The organism is Rhizobium sp. AP16 (assembly GCF_000281735.1).
Taxonomy (GTDB): domain Bacteria; phylum Pseudomonadota; class Alphaproteobacteria; order Rhizobiales; family Rhizobiaceae; genus Rhizobium; species Rhizobium rhizogenes.
In genome coordinates this window covers 146,521-164,531 of sequence record NZ_AJVM01000016.1, presented here as the reverse complement: position 1 = coordinate 164,531, position 18,011 = coordinate 146,521, and the positions used below count along the sequence as shown (strand labels likewise).

9 protein-coding genes are annotated in these 18,011 nt (G+C 59.0%); 7 read left to right on the top strand and 2 right to left on the bottom strand.

The genetic code is table 11. The annotated features are described in order from the left end of the window. Positions 1-85 precede the first annotated feature (85 nt). The 4 genes from PMI03_RS09620 (at position 86) to PMI03_RS09600 (ending at position 11,192) form a co-directional block, all read left to right on the top strand. Positions 86-8,959: a hemagglutinin repeat-containing protein gene (locus PMI03_RS09620; protein ID WP_309574346.1), complete on the top strand. Its 8,874-nt coding sequence runs from the start codon at positions 86-88 to the stop codon at positions 8,957-8,959. A 13-nt stretch (positions 8,960-8,972) separates the two neighbouring features. Further along, positions 8,973-9,263 (top strand): hypothetical protein, encoded by a 291-nt coding sequence (locus PMI03_RS09615; RefSeq protein ID WP_039973719.1) that lies wholly within the window; start codon positions 8,973-8,975, stop codon positions 9,261-9,263. A 230-nt stretch (positions 9,264-9,493) separates the two neighbouring features. Next, positions 9,494-9,955, top strand: coding sequence for a hypothetical protein (locus PMI03_RS09610; RefSeq protein WP_174044109.1), 462 nt, complete (start codon positions 9,494-9,496; stop codon positions 9,953-9,955). A 47-nt stretch (positions 9,956-10,002) separates the two neighbouring features. Beyond that, a protein-coding gene (locus PMI03_RS09600; RefSeq protein ID WP_085997443.1) for an IS3 family transposase occupies positions 10,003-11,192 on the top strand; the annotation gives its coding sequence in 2 pieces (ribosomal slippage) (positions 10,003-10,252 and positions 10,252-11,192; 1,191 coding nt in all). Positions 11,193-11,207: 15 nt separating this feature from the next. On the opposite strand, the gene PMI03_RS09595 is transcribed toward PMI03_RS09600, so the two are convergent. After that, positions 11,208-12,476 (bottom strand): Fic family protein, encoded by a 1,269-nt coding sequence (locus tag PMI03_RS09595; RefSeq protein ID WP_234907763.1) that lies wholly within the window; start codon positions 12,474-12,476, stop codon positions 11,208-11,210. Positions 12,477-12,979: 503 nt separating this feature from the next. Here PMI03_RS09595 and PMI03_RS09590 point away from each other — a divergent pair. After that, entirely contained in the window at positions 12,980-14,077 is a 1,098-nt protein-coding gene (locus tag PMI03_RS09590; RefSeq protein WP_309574344.1) for a glycoside hydrolase family 5 protein, read from the top strand. 304 nt (positions 14,078-14,381) lie between these two features. Here PMI03_RS09590 and PMI03_RS09585 read toward each other — a convergent pair whose 3' ends face one another. Beyond that, complete coding sequence (locus tag PMI03_RS09585; RefSeq protein ID WP_007692380.1) at positions 14,382-15,020, bottom strand: LysE family translocator; 639 nt, start codon at positions 15,018-15,020, stop codon at positions 14,382-14,384. A gap of 238 nt (positions 15,021-15,258) precedes the next feature. On the opposite strand from PMI03_RS09585, the gene PMI03_RS09580 reads away from it, so the two are divergent. After that, on the top strand, positions 15,259-16,326 hold the full coding sequence (locus tag PMI03_RS09580) for a dipeptidase (protein ID WP_007692379.1): 1,068 nt from the start codon (positions 15,259-15,261) through the stop codon (positions 16,324-16,326). A gap of 36 nt (positions 16,327-16,362) precedes the next feature. Further along, positions 16,363-18,003 (top strand): ABC transporter substrate-binding protein, encoded by a 1,641-nt coding sequence (locus PMI03_RS09575; RefSeq protein WP_007692378.1) that lies wholly within the window; start codon positions 16,363-16,365, stop codon positions 18,001-18,003. The last annotated feature ends 8 nt before the right edge of the window (positions 18,004-18,011 follow it).

Genomic DNA, 18,011 nt, shown 5'->3' with positions numbered 1-18,011 from the left:
GGCTGCCGCCGATGGCAACATCGTACTCGCCAGCAGCGGTGATCTGAACCTCGCTTCAACAGGCAATATCAACACCGCTACACTGTTGTCGGCTGGCGATCTCAAGGCTGCCGGCTCGACCGTGACCGCCAATGCTGTCACGGCGCACGGCGCTGTCACGCTCGATGGCGCCACCACCGTAAATGGTCAAATTCTCGGCGCGGGCAATGTCTTGATCACCGGTCAGAGCCTGTCTGCCCAGACGATCATCTCCGGTATCGATTTTAGTGCCACCAACGCCTCTGGCGGCGATATCGTTCTCGGCCAGGCTGGCGATTTGACGGTGTCAGTGAACGGCGTCGTTGCGGCACCAACCCTACAAGCAGCCGGCGCCATCGATGTCAGCGGCACGTCCATCACCGCAGCTGCGGTCACAGGCCATAAGCACATCACTCTTTCCAGCACGGCTGCCGGCGGCGTAGATGTGAGCGGCCAGATTCTCGGCGGTAACGATGTTGCCATTTCGGGCCAGAGCATAACGGCCGGCACCATCGTCTCCGGTGTCGACTTTGCCAGAACAGCGGCCGCCAATGGCAACATCGTCCAGACAGTAAGCGGTGACGTTTCGCTAATCTCCACAGGCGATATCACCGTCGGCACGCTGCTGTCGGCCGGCGATCTCACCACCGACGGCGCCAATCTCAAGGCGGGCAGTTTGACCGCCCATGGCGACGCCACCCTGAAGGCCAGCGGCACTGGCGCAAGTGGTCGCGTTGGCATCAGCGGCCAGGTGCTGTCGGCCGGCGATCTCGCGATCAATGCAAACAGCCTCAATGCTGGCCTTCTCGTTTCCGGCGTCGATTTTGCGGCAACCGACGCCAGCGGTGGCAATATCAAGCTTGCCAGCTCCGGCGACACGGACCTCACCATATCCGGCAACGCCACTGCCGGCACGATCCTGTCGGCGGGCGATGTCACGGCGAAGGCGGCCAATCTCACGGCAGACAGCATCACCAGTCACGGCAATGTGGCGATTACCGCAACCGGTGTTGCCGGCAATGTCGATGTGAACAATCAGATCCTGGCCGCAGGCAATCTGACGATAAACGGCGGTAGCATCAACGCGCCTGTTCTGATTTCCGGTATTGACTTTGCCGCCACCAATGCGGCGGGCGGCAATATCGTGCTGGGTTCGTCCGCGACGATTGCAGGCAATCGCGCTGGCAGCATGAACCTGACGGCCTCCGGCAATATCGCCGGAGGAACGATCCTTTCTGCCGGTGATCTCACGGCAAAGGCCGCGGATCTCACCGCCGACAGCATCACGAGCCATGGCAATGTCGGCATTACCGGAGACGTCGCTGTCTCCAATCAGATCCTCTCCGCAGGCAATCTGACGATCAATGGCGGCAGCATCAGTGCGCCCGTCCTGATCTCCGGCATCGACTTTGCCGCCACTAATGCCGCCGGTGGCAGCATCGTGCTCGGATCGTCCGGCGGCATGAACCTTGCCGCCACCGCAGGAATCGCTACGCAAACCATGCTGTCCGCCGGTGTGATCGAGGCCAGCGGCAGCACGATCACAGCCAACGCTGTTACTGGGCATGGCGACATCACCCTTGCCGGCAGCAGCAGCGTCAAAGTCACGGGCCAGCTCCTCGGCGGCAACGACGTCTCGCTCTCCGGCCAGACCGTCCAGCTTGGCCAGGCCATTACAGGTGTCGACTTCGCCACCACCGCGCAATCATCAAACGGCGCCATTGCTCTCGGATCTAGTGGCGATCTCGACATCAATGCAGGAAGCGCCACTGCCGGCACTCTGATCGTCGCTGGCAACCTCGATGTGCTGGCGAGCGCATTTACGGGCGGCAACATCACAAGTCACGGCGCTGTCTCGATCGGGTCGTCCGCAAATCCCGGTGCGATTGCGATCAACGGCCAGCTTCTGGGTGGAAGTAACGTCTCGATCACCGGATCGGGCATCAGTGGCAATGTCATTGTCGCCGGCGTCGATTTTGCCGCGACCAGCCAATCGGCAACCGGCAATATCGTTCTCGGCCAAGCTGGCGACCTCACGGTGAAGGCCACGTCCGGCAACGTAACCTCCAACAGCTTGATGGCGGCCGGCAGCATCACGGCCAATGCGTCGAACAATGTCAGCGCCAATGCCGTCGCCCATCGCGATCTGACGATCACCGCCGGCAATGCGATCACGCTTACCGGCCAGTCGCTCGCCAGCCGCAATGCCAATCTGTCCGCCCGGTCGATGACGATCGATACCCTGGTTTCCGGCGTCGACTTTGCTGCCACCAATGCTGCGGCCGGCGGGAGCCTGATGCTGCAGCGCTCGGGCACGATGACGCTTGCCGCCTCGAATGGCAGCATCAACGCCAATTCTCTGCTCTCAGGCGGCAATCTTGCCGCCAGTGCCACGCAGAACATCGGCTATTCCAGCCTGCAGAGCCTTGGCAACGCCACGCTCACCGCCCCCGGCGCCATCGCCTATACCAGCACCACCCGCGTCGGCGGTAATCTGACGCTCAACACCGGTGCGCTGGATCTGTCCGGCACCAGGGGTAGCCGGATCGCCGGCGGCGGCTCGTTGATCGTCAACGCATCATCGGCCAACCTGTCGGGCAGCAATCTCGTCTTCGGCGGCCTGGCGCTCAATCTTTCCGGCGCCGCCGATCTCTCCAACGCGCAGGTCAGCACCGTCACCAATGCCGGCGGTTCCGGCGATATCGCCATCTCGGCTGCCGGTGGTCTCACCACCAACGCCAATACCGAGTTGCTCGCCGCACATGACCTGACGCTGACCCTGCCGTCGCTCGGCAATAGCGGGCAATTGGCAGCCGCCAACAACGTTACCTTCAATATCGCCGGCGATTTCAACAACACTCCGAGCGGTCTCGTCTTTGCCGGCAACAACGCCAATCTTTTCGTCGGAGGCACGCTCAACAACAATCAGGGTGCATTGCTATCCGGCAACGGGCTCACCATTGCAGGGCCTGGCGGCGGTCAGCGCAACGGCGCCGTCGTCAATACCGCGGGCCTCATTCAGTCCGGCGGCACCATGTCGATCCTGACCGACACGCTGGTCAACACCACGACTTCGACACCGGCGATCCAGCGTAATGTGCAGATCTCCAATGAGATCCTGTCGCCCTATGACGTGATAACCGAGACGACCCGATGCGCTACGCGATGCAATGGCTCGGGCGATCATGACCCGCCGACTTACGAGACGGTCCAGACCATCGATCATCTGGTCAGCCAGCTTATTGCCGAGGACCAATTGACGGCGGGTGCTGGCGCTGACGCCAAGATCCGCGCCGGCGGCAACCTGACGATCAACGCGCCCAATCTGACCAACTCCTACAGCTCGATCAAGTCCGACGGCGACATGACGCTCACGGTCGCGGGAACGCTGACCAACGATGGCGCAACGCTGAACCGCACGGTCACGACGACCTGTGACAGCTCGACGCCCTGCCAATATTACCCTGATGTCGGCAATTCGGATAATCCCAACGGCACACGTGACCCATCGAAGGATCTGGCGGCCGGCACCGCGGTGAGTGTCCAGGCCATTGGCGTCCTGTCGGGCGTCATCCAGGCGCGGGGCGCACTCAATATCTCCGCCGGCGCGGTCAACAACGTCGCTTCCAACGGTTCGATCGCAGGGCAAGTGGCGATTGACGCTGCAGCGACCACGAGCAATCCGCTTGGCGCCTTGAACAGCATGACGGCCGGCGGTGCCCTGTTCAATGTCAATGCTGCTCTTACAGGCGTGGCAGCCAATGGCGGTGCGACAGCTGGCAGCGGCCCGTCGCTGACAAGCGGTGGCCCGACGATCGGTTCCGGTCCAGCCATCAATGGCAATAGCCTTGCGGTTGCCGGCGCGACGTCGATCGGCGGCAATAATCCGACCGTGACTGGCGGTACGTCGATCAGCGGCAACGGCGTGACGGCAGCCGGCGGTCCTGCGATCACCGGCAACAGCCTCACGGCGGGTGGCGCTTCGATCAACCCCAACAGCCTGATGGGCAAGCTCACCGCTGCTATCGGCAATAGCGGCAATCTCACCCAGATCCTGCAGGTGAATGGCGCTCAGCTTGCCGCGCTCGCCAAGCCGCAATCCGGAGGTGTTGGCGGCACGGTTCCGGGTCAGGTCTTCCTGTTCGAGACACGGGCAGCCTTCCTCGACGTCTCGAAGTTTTATGGTTCCGGCTATTTTATCGACCGGATCGGCTATACGCCCGAGACCAAGGTTCCCTTCCTCGGCGACGCCTATTTCGACAACCAGCTCGTCGACGAGCAGATGCGGCAGCTGGTCGGTGACGGCCTTGGCGCTGGCTCCTTCGTCCCCGGCAACAACGCCACCGATCAGATGAAGACGCTGCTCGACAATGGTGTCGCTTATGCCGAGGCGAATGGACTTGCCCTTGGGCAAACGCTCAGCCCGGAACAGGCGGCCAATCTTAGCGAGTCGATGGTGATCTACCAGACCGAGGTCGTCGATGGCGCCCCCGTGCTGGTGCCCGTCGTCTATCTCTCGGCCGCGGACAGGGCAAAGACCACATCCGCTGCCACCATCGCCGGCAATACCGTCAGCATCGATGCTGGCTCCGTCGACAATTCCGGCGCGATCGCCGCGGCCGACGGCATGACCATCAATGCCACCGACATCAAGGCCAATGGCGGCGCCTTCCTTGCCGGCGGCAATATGAACCTGAATGCCGCCAACGGCATCACGCTTGCCGCGCAGACCATGAACATCGGCGGCCAGACGATCGTTGCCGCCAATGGCGGCATAACAGCCGGTGGCAGCCTGAAGGTGGATGCCGGCGCCGGCAGCTTGACGCTTGCCGGCACCAAGGTGACGAGCGGCGGCTCCGCACAGCTCTCCGGCCAGACCGTGACAGTCGGCGCAGTCAAACAGGACAATGGTGGCGTCCAGACGCTCGTAGGAACCACGGTGACGACGGGCGGCAATCTCAACATTTCCGGCGCAAGCGGCGTCAACATTATCGCAAGCTCCGCCAAGGCCGGCGGTGATCTCTCTGTTCTCTCCACGAACGGTGCGGTCAACATCATCTCCGCCGGTGTGGAGAACACCGTGCTCGGCAAGGATCGGCTGAGCCTTGCCGAAGGAGGCACCACCACCACGACCACCAGCCAGACACAGCTGGGGTCGTCGCTGATCGCCGGTGGCACCATGCTCGTATCTGGCGACCAGGGTGTTCTGATCGGCGGCTCATCGCTCGACGCCGGCGGCAATCTCGGCATCGTCTCGCAGAACGGCAATATCGCGATTACAGCCTCTCAGGACGAAACGAGTTCGAGCTCGAAGACCAAGTCTGGCGCTGCCAACGATTACAAGAGCGGAAGTTCGTCCTCGACCGCGCTCACCAGCAACGGTTCGTCGATCACCTCCGGAAATGGCAGCGTGACCGTCCAGGCCGACAAGGGTGATATCAGTGTCATCGGCTCGGATATCGATGCCAAGGGCGGCACGGCCACCCTCAGCGCCAAGGGCGATGTCACCATTGGCGAGGCAACCGATAGCGCCTCGTCTTCCAGCAAGTCCGGCTCGAAGAAGGCGAGCGAGGCGACGACGACGGCAGAGGGCTCGTCGGTTTCCGGTCAGACCGGAGTGAGTATCGCCTCAACCGGCGGCAACGTCACGATCTCGGCCTCCGACGTCACCGCCGGCGATGCCACGCACACAGCCGACGCCAATATCCAGGCTGCCGGCAACATTGTCATCGCCTCTGGCAAGGACACGGACGAGACCACCTCCGATAGCAAGAAGAGCGGCTTCCTGTCGTCCTCGAAGACCCACACCCATACCTATGACGAGACCAATGTTGGATCGTCGATCTCGGCAACGGGCAATGTCACGGCCAAAGCCGGGGGCGAGACCGTAATCTCCGGCTCGGAGATGGCCGCAGGTGGTAATCTCAGCCTCTCGGGCTCCACCGTCACCATCATGGGGGCCGAGGAAGAGCACGAGAGCGACAAACAGACCAAGAAGTCCGGCATCGGCGTCGGCTCCGGTGGCGGGTTTATCTCCATCTATGGCAGCCACAGCAAGACGATCAGCGAGAGTTCGACCGACAATGTCGGATCGACGCTGGCCGCCGCCAATGGCAACGTCAATCTGACGGCGACGGCGGGCGATCTCAACGTCATCGGCTCGTCGATCACGGCAAACATGGGCGACGTGACTGGTATCGCTTCCGGCAACATCAACATCCTGCCGGGCCATGAAAGCACCGACAGCTCGAAGGACGACAAGCGCTCCGGCTTCGGCCTTCAGGTATCGGCCAGCAGTTCTGGAGCCTCGATCGGCATCGGCGCCGGTCGCTTCACCAACAAGACGACCCAGAGTGCCGACACCAATGCGGTCTCGACGATTACTGCTGGCAACGACATTACGCTTAAGGCGGGCGATACGTTCAACGATCAGGCCGGCCAGATTTCCGCCGGCGGCAATGTCACCATCTTCGGCCAGAACGGCGTCAACTTCCTTTCTGGCAATGATGTCAGCAACTTCGACCAGGTGGCCACCAGCTTCTTTGCCGGCGTCAGCCTCGGCGTATCCTCAGGCATCCTCAGCGCCGGGCAAAGTGTGCAGAATCTGGCATCGAAGATCGGCAATGTCACGGACGGCTACTCGGCAGCCAACGCCGCCTTTGCTGGCATGAAGGCCTATGATGCACTGTCGAGCCTTTCCGACGGCCTGAATGCCGGCAACCTCGCCTCGATTTCGCTGACGGCGGGCTTCACCTATTCGAAGACGGAGACATCTCTCACCACCTCGACGCCGGTCGTTCCGACGATCAGCGCCAGCTCGGTCGATATCTCGACAAATGGCGACTTTGTTAGCCGCGGCCTGCAAATCTCGGCCGTGGCCAGCTCCGACCATGCCGATGATCCCGACAATGGCAGCGTGTCGATCTCGGCCAATAATATTGATATGGGCGGCGCGTGGGCATCGAGTGAGGCTTCCAGCAGCAGCAAGTCGGCGGGGGCCAGCATCGGCGTCTCTGTCGGCGTGGGTGCTGGCAGCGTGACCGGTATCACGCCGACCGGCAGCGTTTCGGCCGGACAGTCGAAGTCGAGTTCCACCTCGACGACGCCTGTGGTGTCGGTCGTTAGTGCCTCGAACGGCATCACCTTCACGTCGAAGGGCAACACGACGCTCGACAACACGATTTTCTCGGCAGGCACGATCATCGGGACTGTCGGCGGCGATCTTTCCATCGTCTCGACGCCTGGCACCGGCAGTCAGTCCAATAGCTCACAATCCCTCGGCTTCTCCTTCACCGGCCCGACGGTTGGCAAGAGTGACGACGGTTCGCCACTGCTGACGACGGACAACGCCAAGACGGCGCTCGGTGGCCTGACGCTCGGCGGCGTGCAGCCGGGCTTCGGAAAGGGCAGCGGCTCGACCAGCTGGATTGATCAGCCGTCCGGCCTCTACTCAACCGGCGACCAGACCATCACCGTCGGCGGCAACACCAACCTGGCCGCCTCCGGCCTGATCTCCAGCGATGGACAGGTCAATCTCGATACCGGTACGCTGACCTGGTCAGACTTTGTCGGTTCGCAAAAATACCAGGGCTATCAGGTCGACGCCAATATCGACCTCTACAGTGGTGCCGACGCTAACGGCAAAACGCAGAACAATTCGAGCGCCGAGGGCAAATACCAGCTCGACGATGTCGAGCAGTCCGTCAAGGCGACGATCAGCGGCAGCGGAGCTCCCGGCAACATTACCATCCGCAATACCGACCAGCAGGCCGCCCTCGAACAGAGCGGCACGACCCGGCCGGTCGATCAGATCAACAGCGATCCGGCCCAGCAGAGCGTCATCACTAAGGACAAGCATATCCTGCTTGAGCCCTATGTCTCGGTGCAGAGCGCGATTGCGGTCGTCGCTGCAGGAAAGACGATTGCGGAGGCAATCGGCGACGCCTTCGACAAGTTGGAGGCGGCAAAGCAGATCACACCGGAAGAAAATCAGATCGTCAAAAAGGTCATCAAGTACAAGGATGATCCGAAGATGATGGCTGGTCTGCAAACATGCGGCGAGCACGGTGAAATCAGGCACAGCATCTTCGACTGGCTGATCACACCCGCTTATGCGGATGCGCCTTCCTGCAAAGTCAAGACACCGGACGGAGATACCCTTGATCTCACCCCAACGCTTGCGACGCTCATCCTGAACCAGATTGCCGACAGGACGAAACAGGTTCTCGCGGTCACTTCGTTCGTGACGGGAATGGGCTATGAGTTGTTGAAGGGAGGATTGAGTGCTCAAACGCAGCGTCTGGATGATGGCACGACCCTGACTTGGACGTCCTATTCGTTCGGCACCACGGTATCGACCGATGTTCCATTGCCGGGAGGCGGGAGCATATCTCTGTCACTGACGCTGCGCGAAGAGAGCGATGGATCATTCACCCTGATCGGCGGGCAAATTGGCAGCACACCAATGTCGGCGGCTGATCTTGGCGACTGGGCCAATATGATGTCCCGCGACGGAAAGAAGCTGGTCGTCTATAATCAACAAAGCGGATCGGGGAGCGGCGATGGCACTACGACTGGTGGTTCGGTTGCAACTACTGGATCGCCTGATCCGGATGATGATGGGAATGGGGGGAATCAAGATGACGATGAAACATCAGTCTATCGTGGCGGGGACAAATTAACCGTCAGAAATATTGACGTAAAAGTCGACAAAACAACGGGGTTGGTGCAGCCTGGACGGGGTGTTTCTGTTAATACTGATCCCTCAGGCTTGGAGAAATTCGGTGGCGCTCATAAGATAGATCTGGGTAGCATTCCCGATGAGTTGGAGCTGATACAGCGTGGAAATAGCGCGACTCATTTTGAGATTGCTCCAAAAGCACCGATGACGATGGAGCAATTTCAATCTCTACTGAATCAGATCAGGCTAACTCCGACGTAATGAGGAAAATCTTTTGAGCAAGCTAGATTTTAAAATAAAATTTGATTACCCAGATGATGATTTGACGATTCATGAATTAAAAACGAAAGGCTTTCGCGATGATGTAGTTGTTTTGATAAATGAAAAAGAACTGAAATTTCATTTTTACAACCCTATAAGACTAAAGCAAGAAATAGACACGTGGATAGAAAAGAAAAATTATATCTTTATTATTGATGGAATTCTTTTGTTGCAAGATGATCTTGGAAATGAGGCAATTAGGGCTCGTTTGCATCAATTGCATGATGATGGGTACTTTGAATAATGTGTGGCGACAGTGCGCTAAGTAAGCTGATACGTAGAATTCCTTTGTCGGGAAGTAAGATTAGAGCGCATCAGTGCGCTTTTAACGATCTGAGTGGAAAAGGCAGCCCCTGACAACGTTGAACATCCTTATTTTCGCGATGGTCATGCTGACCGCCCCCGGTGTGTCTTTCGGCGGTCCGGTCGATGCGGCACAGGACCAAACATCTCGGTACGGGCTGGTGTTCATACTTGCAGGCCACCGAGACATGTGTCGAGGCCATTCAAAAAGCCGCTAAAGCATACGGAATCGAGATTGCCGGGGGTGACGACTGGGATGACGGGAAGACTGCTGATGAAAGGCAGTTGGATGCGAATACGGTAGGCTCAAAACAGGTAGCTGACGATGAAGCATGGCTGGAAAACCAGTATCTTGCATCCCAGCCACACATTGAAATCGACGGCGTCAATTACCCGATAAACCCCGGTGTTTCGCTAGCGGACGGCGCCCAAACCACAGAAGGCGAAATCACCGGCGCCAATTACATGGCGAACCTGTCGGGAACAAAATCTGTAACCATTCGCGGCTCTAACACAGCCGGACCGGATTATCTCGTGACCGCCGATGACGGATCGCAATTTTATGTTGAGGAAAAGACCCTCATTGGCGATTCAAAAAATACCCTTTCAAATAATATGACCTTGCCCCGTTGAAATAATCCATTTTGAAGTAAGCTCTGGCCCATCGAGAGGACCAGGGAATGAAGCGCAGCCGTTTCACAGACGAACAGATTATCGGCATTCTGAAGGAGCACGAGGCGGGCATGCCTGTCGCGGAGCTTTGCCGCAAGCACAGCGTCAGCGATGCCAGCATCTATAAATGGAAGGCCAAATTCGGCGGCATGGACGTGTCTGAAGCCAAGCGGCTCAAAACGCTAGAGGACGAGAACACGAAGCTGAAGCGGCTTCTGGCGGATGCGATGCTCGACAATGCAGCTTTGAAAGACCTTTTGGGAAAGAAGTGGTGACGCCCGCAGCCCAGCGGAACGCTGTCGCGCATCTGATGGGTCACCATGGGATGAGCGAACGGCGGGCGTGTAAAGCCATCGGCTTTTGCCGGATGACGATCCGTTACGAAACCCGGCGCAGCGACGATCAGGGCCTTCGCGAGCGAATGAAGGCGTTGGCACATGAACGCCGCCGCTTCGGCTATCGACGCCTTCATGTGCTGCTCAGGCGCGAGGGACACCTTGTGAACCACAAGAAGCTCTTCCGGCTCTATCGGGAGGAGAAGCTGACGGTGCGCAAGCGCGGCGGTCGCAAGCGAGCGATAGGCACACGAGCACCGATGCTGATCCCGATGGCCACCAATGATCGTTGGTCGCTCGACTTCGTGTCGGATCAACTCACCGATGGACGCAGGTTCCGGGTTCTAACGGTCGTCGACGATTGCACGAGGGAATGCCTGGCGCTCGTCGCGGATACATCTCTTTCCGGTCTGCGCGTTGCCCGTGAGCTGGATCGGATCATCGAGGAGCGCGGCAAGCCCAGGATGATCGTCAGTGACAATGGCAGCGAGTTCACCAGCAACGCGATCCTGCAATGGACGGACCGAGTCAAGGTCGATTGGCACTACATCGCGCCCGGTAAGCCGATCCAGAATGCCTTCATCGAAAGCTTCAATGGGCGGCTGCGAGACGAGTTCTTGAATGAAACCCTCTTCTCGTCACTGACCTATGCTCGCTCAGCGCTTTCAAACTGGCGAAGCGATTACAATGATCACAGACCGCATTCTGGCCTCGGCTGGCTGACACCTGCCGAGTTCGCTCAGACCATCAACCCGCGACGTGATGCGGTGCTGCGCAGCCGAAATGGCTCCGCACCGCAACCTGCCGCTACCGCCCCAAATACAGCAACCCAAAACCGCAGGAGCGAACTCAAAACTGGATAAAACTTGGGGGCAAGGTCAAGTTGTATGCGCTGTGGCATCGAAATAGCGGTAGAAGGCGGCGGTGTCGTTCAGCACCTCCACATTGCCCGAGACCGTCGGACGCCATTCTATGAAGGGAAGTAGCGGCGCGGACCAGGACTTCAGCACTGCTCTGTACCGGTCGATGTTGCGCAAGATCGCCGCGCTAACTGGAAACACGAGGCCGGGAGGACTGTAGGAGGCGGCGGCAAGCGCATGGTGGATCAGCCAGCGATGCAGGCGCCCGTTACCGTCCACGTAAGGATGAATGTAAACGAAGCCGAATGCGAGACATGCCGCTGCCACTACTGGGTCCATCGCGCCCCGCGTGGCGCGGTCGGCGAATGCGATCAGACCGCCGACTAGGCTTTCTAGATCCTCATGCCGTGCGCTGATGTGATCCGAGATGGGCATATTAGTGTCTCGGTCATGTACGCCGATGAAACCGCCTTCATCTCGCAGGCCGAGACGCACGAAGCGGGCGTCTCCGATGACGATGCGCTGAAGGCGATCGAGTTCGTCGACGCTTAGCGGACGCACGCCCGCTTGCGCGATGGCCTGGCCCCAGCGAGCTGCCCTTTGGCCTGATGGCCGCTCCCCTTCGATGGCGAAGGAGGACTTTGAATCGTTGAGCAGGATAAATGCAGCGGCTCGCACTACCAGATCGGGACGGACGCGACCTATCGCCTCGCGTGCCCGCTCACCGAGCGCCTTCTGCGAGAATGCGACGAGATCTGGCGTCCGGCGAACCAGGGGGCAGAACGCTGGCGTGCCCGGAAGATTGTTCGAGACCTTGTGCCGCGGTGATGGATCGCCTTCATCCAATGCATATTGTTGATTTGGATCGAGGATCGGCACCATCCGTACCTTACCGGGATCGGGAACATTGAGTTGCCGATCGGTCAGCCACTCGTACAGGAACCAGAGGCGTCGCGCGAAAGCGCCGGTCGGCGTCGCCCGGATGATAGCCTCGATCTCGTCAGGCTCTATAACCTGGAACAGAGCCGACAACACCTGGAGATCGAGGCCTTCGTATCTGAAGGCAAAAACCAGATGAGGGCCAAGCGCGGCTTCCGGACGATACCGGGGCGTCAGCATCAGCCACGCCTCGGTTGAGGTCGGGTGATGTCGCTCGGCGATCGCGGCCATCCGTATAGGCGGCGGCAAGATTAGGTCGTAGCGTGCCATGATCGCGGCATAGCCGGACGGTTCACCGCGCTCAGGCAGAGGCCGTCCGTGAAAATCCCTCACACTTTGCGTAGCCATTCACCCATAAACGCTCCCGCGAAACTGGATCACTTGGTCTCAACCCGGCTGTGAAGATCCTTCACAATTCGCGCAAATCTATCACCATTACAAAAATCTGTGAAAAACAATCACCGAGCCTGGGAGCAAACCGGCGGCCGATAACGGTAAAGCAGCAAATAAGCCCTTCTACGATCCGCGATCACCAGCCCTCTCTCGAAAATCACGACATTTCGCCTCCAGACTTCGGGAGTGTACGGTGTGGCGACCATTACAGAAAAGTTTGTGACAGAACCGGCACAACATGCCCACATCGTGTCAAACTTTCGAAGGACTGGAATTTCATGAGGCATTTTCCGCTCTGGCTAACCGGCCTGCTTATCGCCTGCCTGATCTCGCTTGCTCCGTCAACACACGCGCAGGGATTTGTTCGTGCCGACCATCAGCACATCGTGGATGGCAAGGGCGATCCCTTGATCTTCCGCGGACTGGGTCTCGGAGGCTGGATGGTCCAGGAAGGCTATATGATGGGCCTGTCCAATCTGAAGGCGCAGCATATCATTCGTAGCCGCATTTCCCGCATCATCGGCGAGAAAAAGACCGAGCAATTCTATCAGTCTTGGCGCGACAACGCTGTGACGAAGGCCGACATCGACGCAATGGCCGGGTGGGGCTTCAATAGCGTGCGCCTGCCGATGCATTGGAACCTGTTCATCAAGGGCACGCCCGGCCGCAACGCGACGGGCAGGATCGCCTGGAACGAAGAGGGCTTTCGGCGCGTCGATGCGCTGATCGCCTGGCTGAAGGCCAACGACATGTTCCTGATCCTCGACATGCACGCCGCTCCGGGTGGCCAGGGTCATGATACTGCTATTTCCGATCGCGATCCGGACAAGCCCTCCCTCTGGGACAGTCGCGACAATCAAGAGAAAATGATCGCACTTTGGAGCGAGATTGCCCGGCGCTATAAGGACGAGCCGACCATTGCGGGTTACGATCTGCTCAACGAGCCAAATTGGGGTTTTCAGGACAAGAACGATAAAGGTGGCTGCCGAGAAACCGGTAACGAGCCGCTGCGCGATCTCTATGAACGCACCATCCGCGCCATACGAGCGATCGATAGCAATCATATGCTGATTATTGAGGGCAATTGCTGGGGCAACAATTACCTTGGCATGCTGCCCATAGCCGATCGCAACACCGCGCTCAGCTTCCACAAGTACTGGACCCCCACGACGCAGGAGTCGATCGAACCATTCCTGAAGTTGCGGGAACAATATGACATGCCGCTATGGAACGGCGAGTCCGGCGAGAACAGCAACGATTGGTACGCGCGCGCCGTCGCACTGCAAGAAAGGAACGGTATCGGTTGGTCGTGGTGGCCGTTAAAAAAGATCGGCGCGGGCAACCCGCTCGAAATCAAGACTGGAGCCGATTATCATCGCCTGTCCGCTTATCTTCGTGGTGAAGGGAACAAGCCTCCGGCCAAGGCGGCCTTCAACGGTCTCATGCAACTGGCAGCCGACAGCCGCTTCGACAGAAATGCGTATCATCAAGATGTGGTCGACGCCCTGTTGGGAGCCTCGGATCGCCATAAGAAGCGGCCATCCGGATCACAATAATTGCAATTGGGTGCCATCCTCTCTGTTGCGCAGTGATAGAATCCCAATGCGGTCAAGTTTTGACCTGCATCCTGGGAAGAATTGACCCAACTGTTGACTACTGTCGGCTACCATTGCGGACATGAGGGAGTCAATCTGAACTATGCGGCTCCGTCTGATCCGCCCGCAAACTCTGGACCGCCGGAAGCCAGAGTTTTCCGACGGTGGCAACCACTGCTCTGATCTTTTTTGCCGTATGCTGAAGGCTTCGAAGGTCCGTCGCAAGTCCAAACTTGCTGCGGACACCAGAAAACATTTGTGGCCATCAAACCGCGGCCTTTTTCCATCCCGCTGCGAGCAGACCGGCGCCAATCATCAGCGTTCCGCCAGTCCGATTGACCAGGCGTTGCACGCTTGGCTTACGGATCGTCTTTCGGGCCATCGAGGCCATGAGACCATAGGTGGTGGCATTCAATGTCGCCAGCGCCAGGAATGTCACCTCAAAGACGATCATCTGAAAAGCGATGGGCTTCGAGGTATCGAGAAATTGCGGAAGAAAGGCGACGAAGAAAATGATGCTCTTCGGATTGAGCGCGGTAACTGCATAGGTGTGCAGGAAAATTCGCAACGGCCGCTCTTTAGCCGTCTCGGCATCTTCCGCATCAGCGGATCTGTCGGAGACCGGCACGCGCCAGAGCTTGATGCCGAGATAGATGAGATATGCCGCGCCGATCCACTTGAGCCCGGTGAAGATCGCAGCCGATGCGGCCAGCAATGCGCCAAGGCCCAGCATGGAAGCGGTCATTGCCGTGAAGTCGCCGAGCGCGACCCCTGCAACGGTGGCTGTGGTCGCCTTGCGGCCATGCCCGAGCGCATAGGATATGACGAGAAGGATTGTCGGTCCGGGGATCGCCAGCAGCACGGCGGATGCGGCGACAAAGGCAAGCCAGTGTTCGATAGACATGTGATGCTCCCAACTATTTCCAGGGAGCAATCCACAAGACCAAATGCTTGGCAAGCGCTGTCGCAAAATTTCTGATTGAAGCAACGCGGTTGCCTCTGACCTTTGCTCCCGCTTCCAGTCTGCCCGCACCCTTCATGCCCATGAAGATTTTTTTCATTTAGGGATGGCGAATTCTGTCATCTTTTCTATTCTGGCCGCTTTCCCTCCGCTCGTTCGAGCGCTTTATCCAGGATAGACGATGCAATCCGTATTCGATGGCCACAACGACGTTCTGCTGAGGCTCTGGCATCATACAAACGAAGGCGCCGATCCGGTCGCCGAATTTAAGAATGGGATATCGATCGGCCATATCGATGCGCCTCGTGCCAAGGCCGGTGGTCTCGCCGGCGGGCTTTGTGCCATCTATATCCCTTCCGGCCATCTCGTCTTTGCCGAACCCGACCGCAACGGCCACTATTCGACGCCGCTCGCCGCACCGCTGGAGCGGGCGCCGTCGCTCGATATCGCATTGGAAATGGCGGCGATTGCACTCAAGCTCGACCGCGCCGGCGCCTGGAAGCTTTGCCGGTCGACCGCAGACATCCGCGACAGCATGGAAAAGGGCATTTTCGCCGCCGTCATGCACATGGAAGGCTGCGAGGCGATCGACGCGGATCTCGTCGCGCTCGAGACCTTCTATGCTGCCGGTCTGCGCTCGCTCGGTCCCGTATGGAGCCGCAACAATGTGTTTGCCCATGGCGTGCCCTTCGCCTATCCAAGTTCGCCGGATACCGGTCCTGGCCTGACGGATGCAGGTTTCGCGCTGGTGCGCGCATGCAATAGGCTCGGCATCGTCATCGATCTCGCCCATATCACTGAAAAGGGTTTCTGGGATGTGGCGAAGACATCGGACCAGCCGCTGGTCGCCAGCCATTCCAATGCCCATGCGCTGACCCCGGTCGCGCGCAACCTCACCGACAAGCAGCTCGACGCCATCAAGGAGAGCCGTGGGATCGTCGGCCTCAACTATGCGACCGCCATGCTGCGCGAGGACGGTCGCTCCGATGCCGACACGCCGATCGAGGTGATGATCCGTCATCTCGACCATCTCATCAAACGCGTCGGCATCGATTGCGTCGGCCTTGGATCGGACTTCGACGGGGCGACGATTCCGGCGGATATCGGCGATGCCGCCGGCAATCAAAAGCTGATTGCTGCGCTCCGGAACGTTGGCTATGGTGAGGCCGATCTTGCGAAGCTGTGCAGGGAGAACTGGCTTCGTATTCTGGCGTCCGCCTGGGGAGAGGGCAGCGCGCCGCGTGCATAATCAGACTGATAAAAGTCCAAATAAGGGAACGAAAATATGATGATGACCAGGATGAACCGCAGCTTCCGCGCCCTTTCGGCCGGCGCGGCTCTCTCGATTTTGCTGATGGCTGCGCCGAGCGCCTTTGCTGAAACGCCGAAGGATACGCTGGTCGAGGGTTTCGCCTTCGACGACATCCTCAGCATGGACCCGGCTGAGGCCTACGAGCTCTCCACTGCCGAAATCACCGGCAACACCTACAGCCTGCTCGTCCGCCTCGATATCAAGGATACCTCCAAGATCCAGGGCGATCTTGCCGAGAGCTGGTCGGTCTCCGACGATCATCTGACCTATACGTTCAAGCTGAAGCCCGGCCTGAAATTCGCCTCCGGCAATCCGATTACCGCCGAGGATGTTGCATGGTCCTTCGAGCGTGTTGTCAAGCTCGACAAGAGCCCGGCCTTCATTCTCAGCCAGTTCGGCCTCACCGGCGACAACGTCACGGAAAAGGCCAAGGCGACCGATCCGAACACCTTCGTCTTCACCGTCGACAAGCCTTACGCACCGAGCTTCGTGCTGAACTGCCTGACGGCCACCGTCGCGAATGTGGTCGACAAGAAGCTGGTTCTGCAACACGTCAAGCCGGCGACGCCGACGGCGGATTTCAAGTATGACAACGACTTCGGCAATAGCTGGCTGAAGACCGGCTTTGCCGGCTCAGGACCATTCAAGCTGCGCGAATGGCGCGCCAACGAGGCCGTGGTTCTCGAGCGTAATGAAAGTTACTACGGCGACAAGCCGAAGCTTGCCCGCGTCATTTACCGCTTTATGAAGGAAAGCTCGGCGCAGCGCCTGGCGCTGGAGAACGGCGATATCGACATTGCCCGCAACCTGTCGCCGAACGATCTCGCCGCCGTCGAGAAGAACGCGCAGCTTGCCTCGACCAGTGCGCCGAAGGGTACGATCTATTACATCAGCCTCAACCAGAAGAACCCAAACCTTGCCAAGCCGGAAGTGCAGCAGGCTTTCAAGTACCTGGTCGACTATGACGCCATCGGCAAGACGCTGATCAAGGGGATTGGCGAAATCCACCAGACTTTCGAGCCGAAGGGCCTGCTCGGCGCGCTGGACGAAAATCCGTTCAAGCTGGATGTCGCCAAGGCGAAGGAATTGCTGGCCAAGGCCGGCCTGCCGGACGGCTTCACCGTCACCATGGACGCACGCAGCATCGAGCCGGATACCGGCATCGCCACCACGATCCAGCAGACGCTCGGCCAGGCCGGCATCAAGGTGGAGATCATCCCCGGTGATGGCAAGCAGAAGCTGACCAAGTATCGCGCCCGCAATCACGACATTTATTACGGTCAGTGGGGCAACGACTATTGGGATCCCCATTCCAACGCCGATACGTTCACGAACAATCCTGACAACTCCGACGCCGGCACGAACAAGACGCTTGCTTGGCGTAATACCTGGACGACGCCGGAACTCGACAAGGAAACAAAGGCCGCCCTGTTCGAGGTCGATACCGCCAAGCGCGCTGCCATGTATCAGGATATCCAGAAGAAGTACCTGGAAGCCAGCCCCTTCATCTTCCTCTATCAGCAGACGGAAGTGGCCGGCTATCGCAAGGACGTGAAGGATTTCAAGCTCGGTCCAAGCTTCGACACGAATTTCGTATGGCCGATCTCGAAGTAGTAATCCGG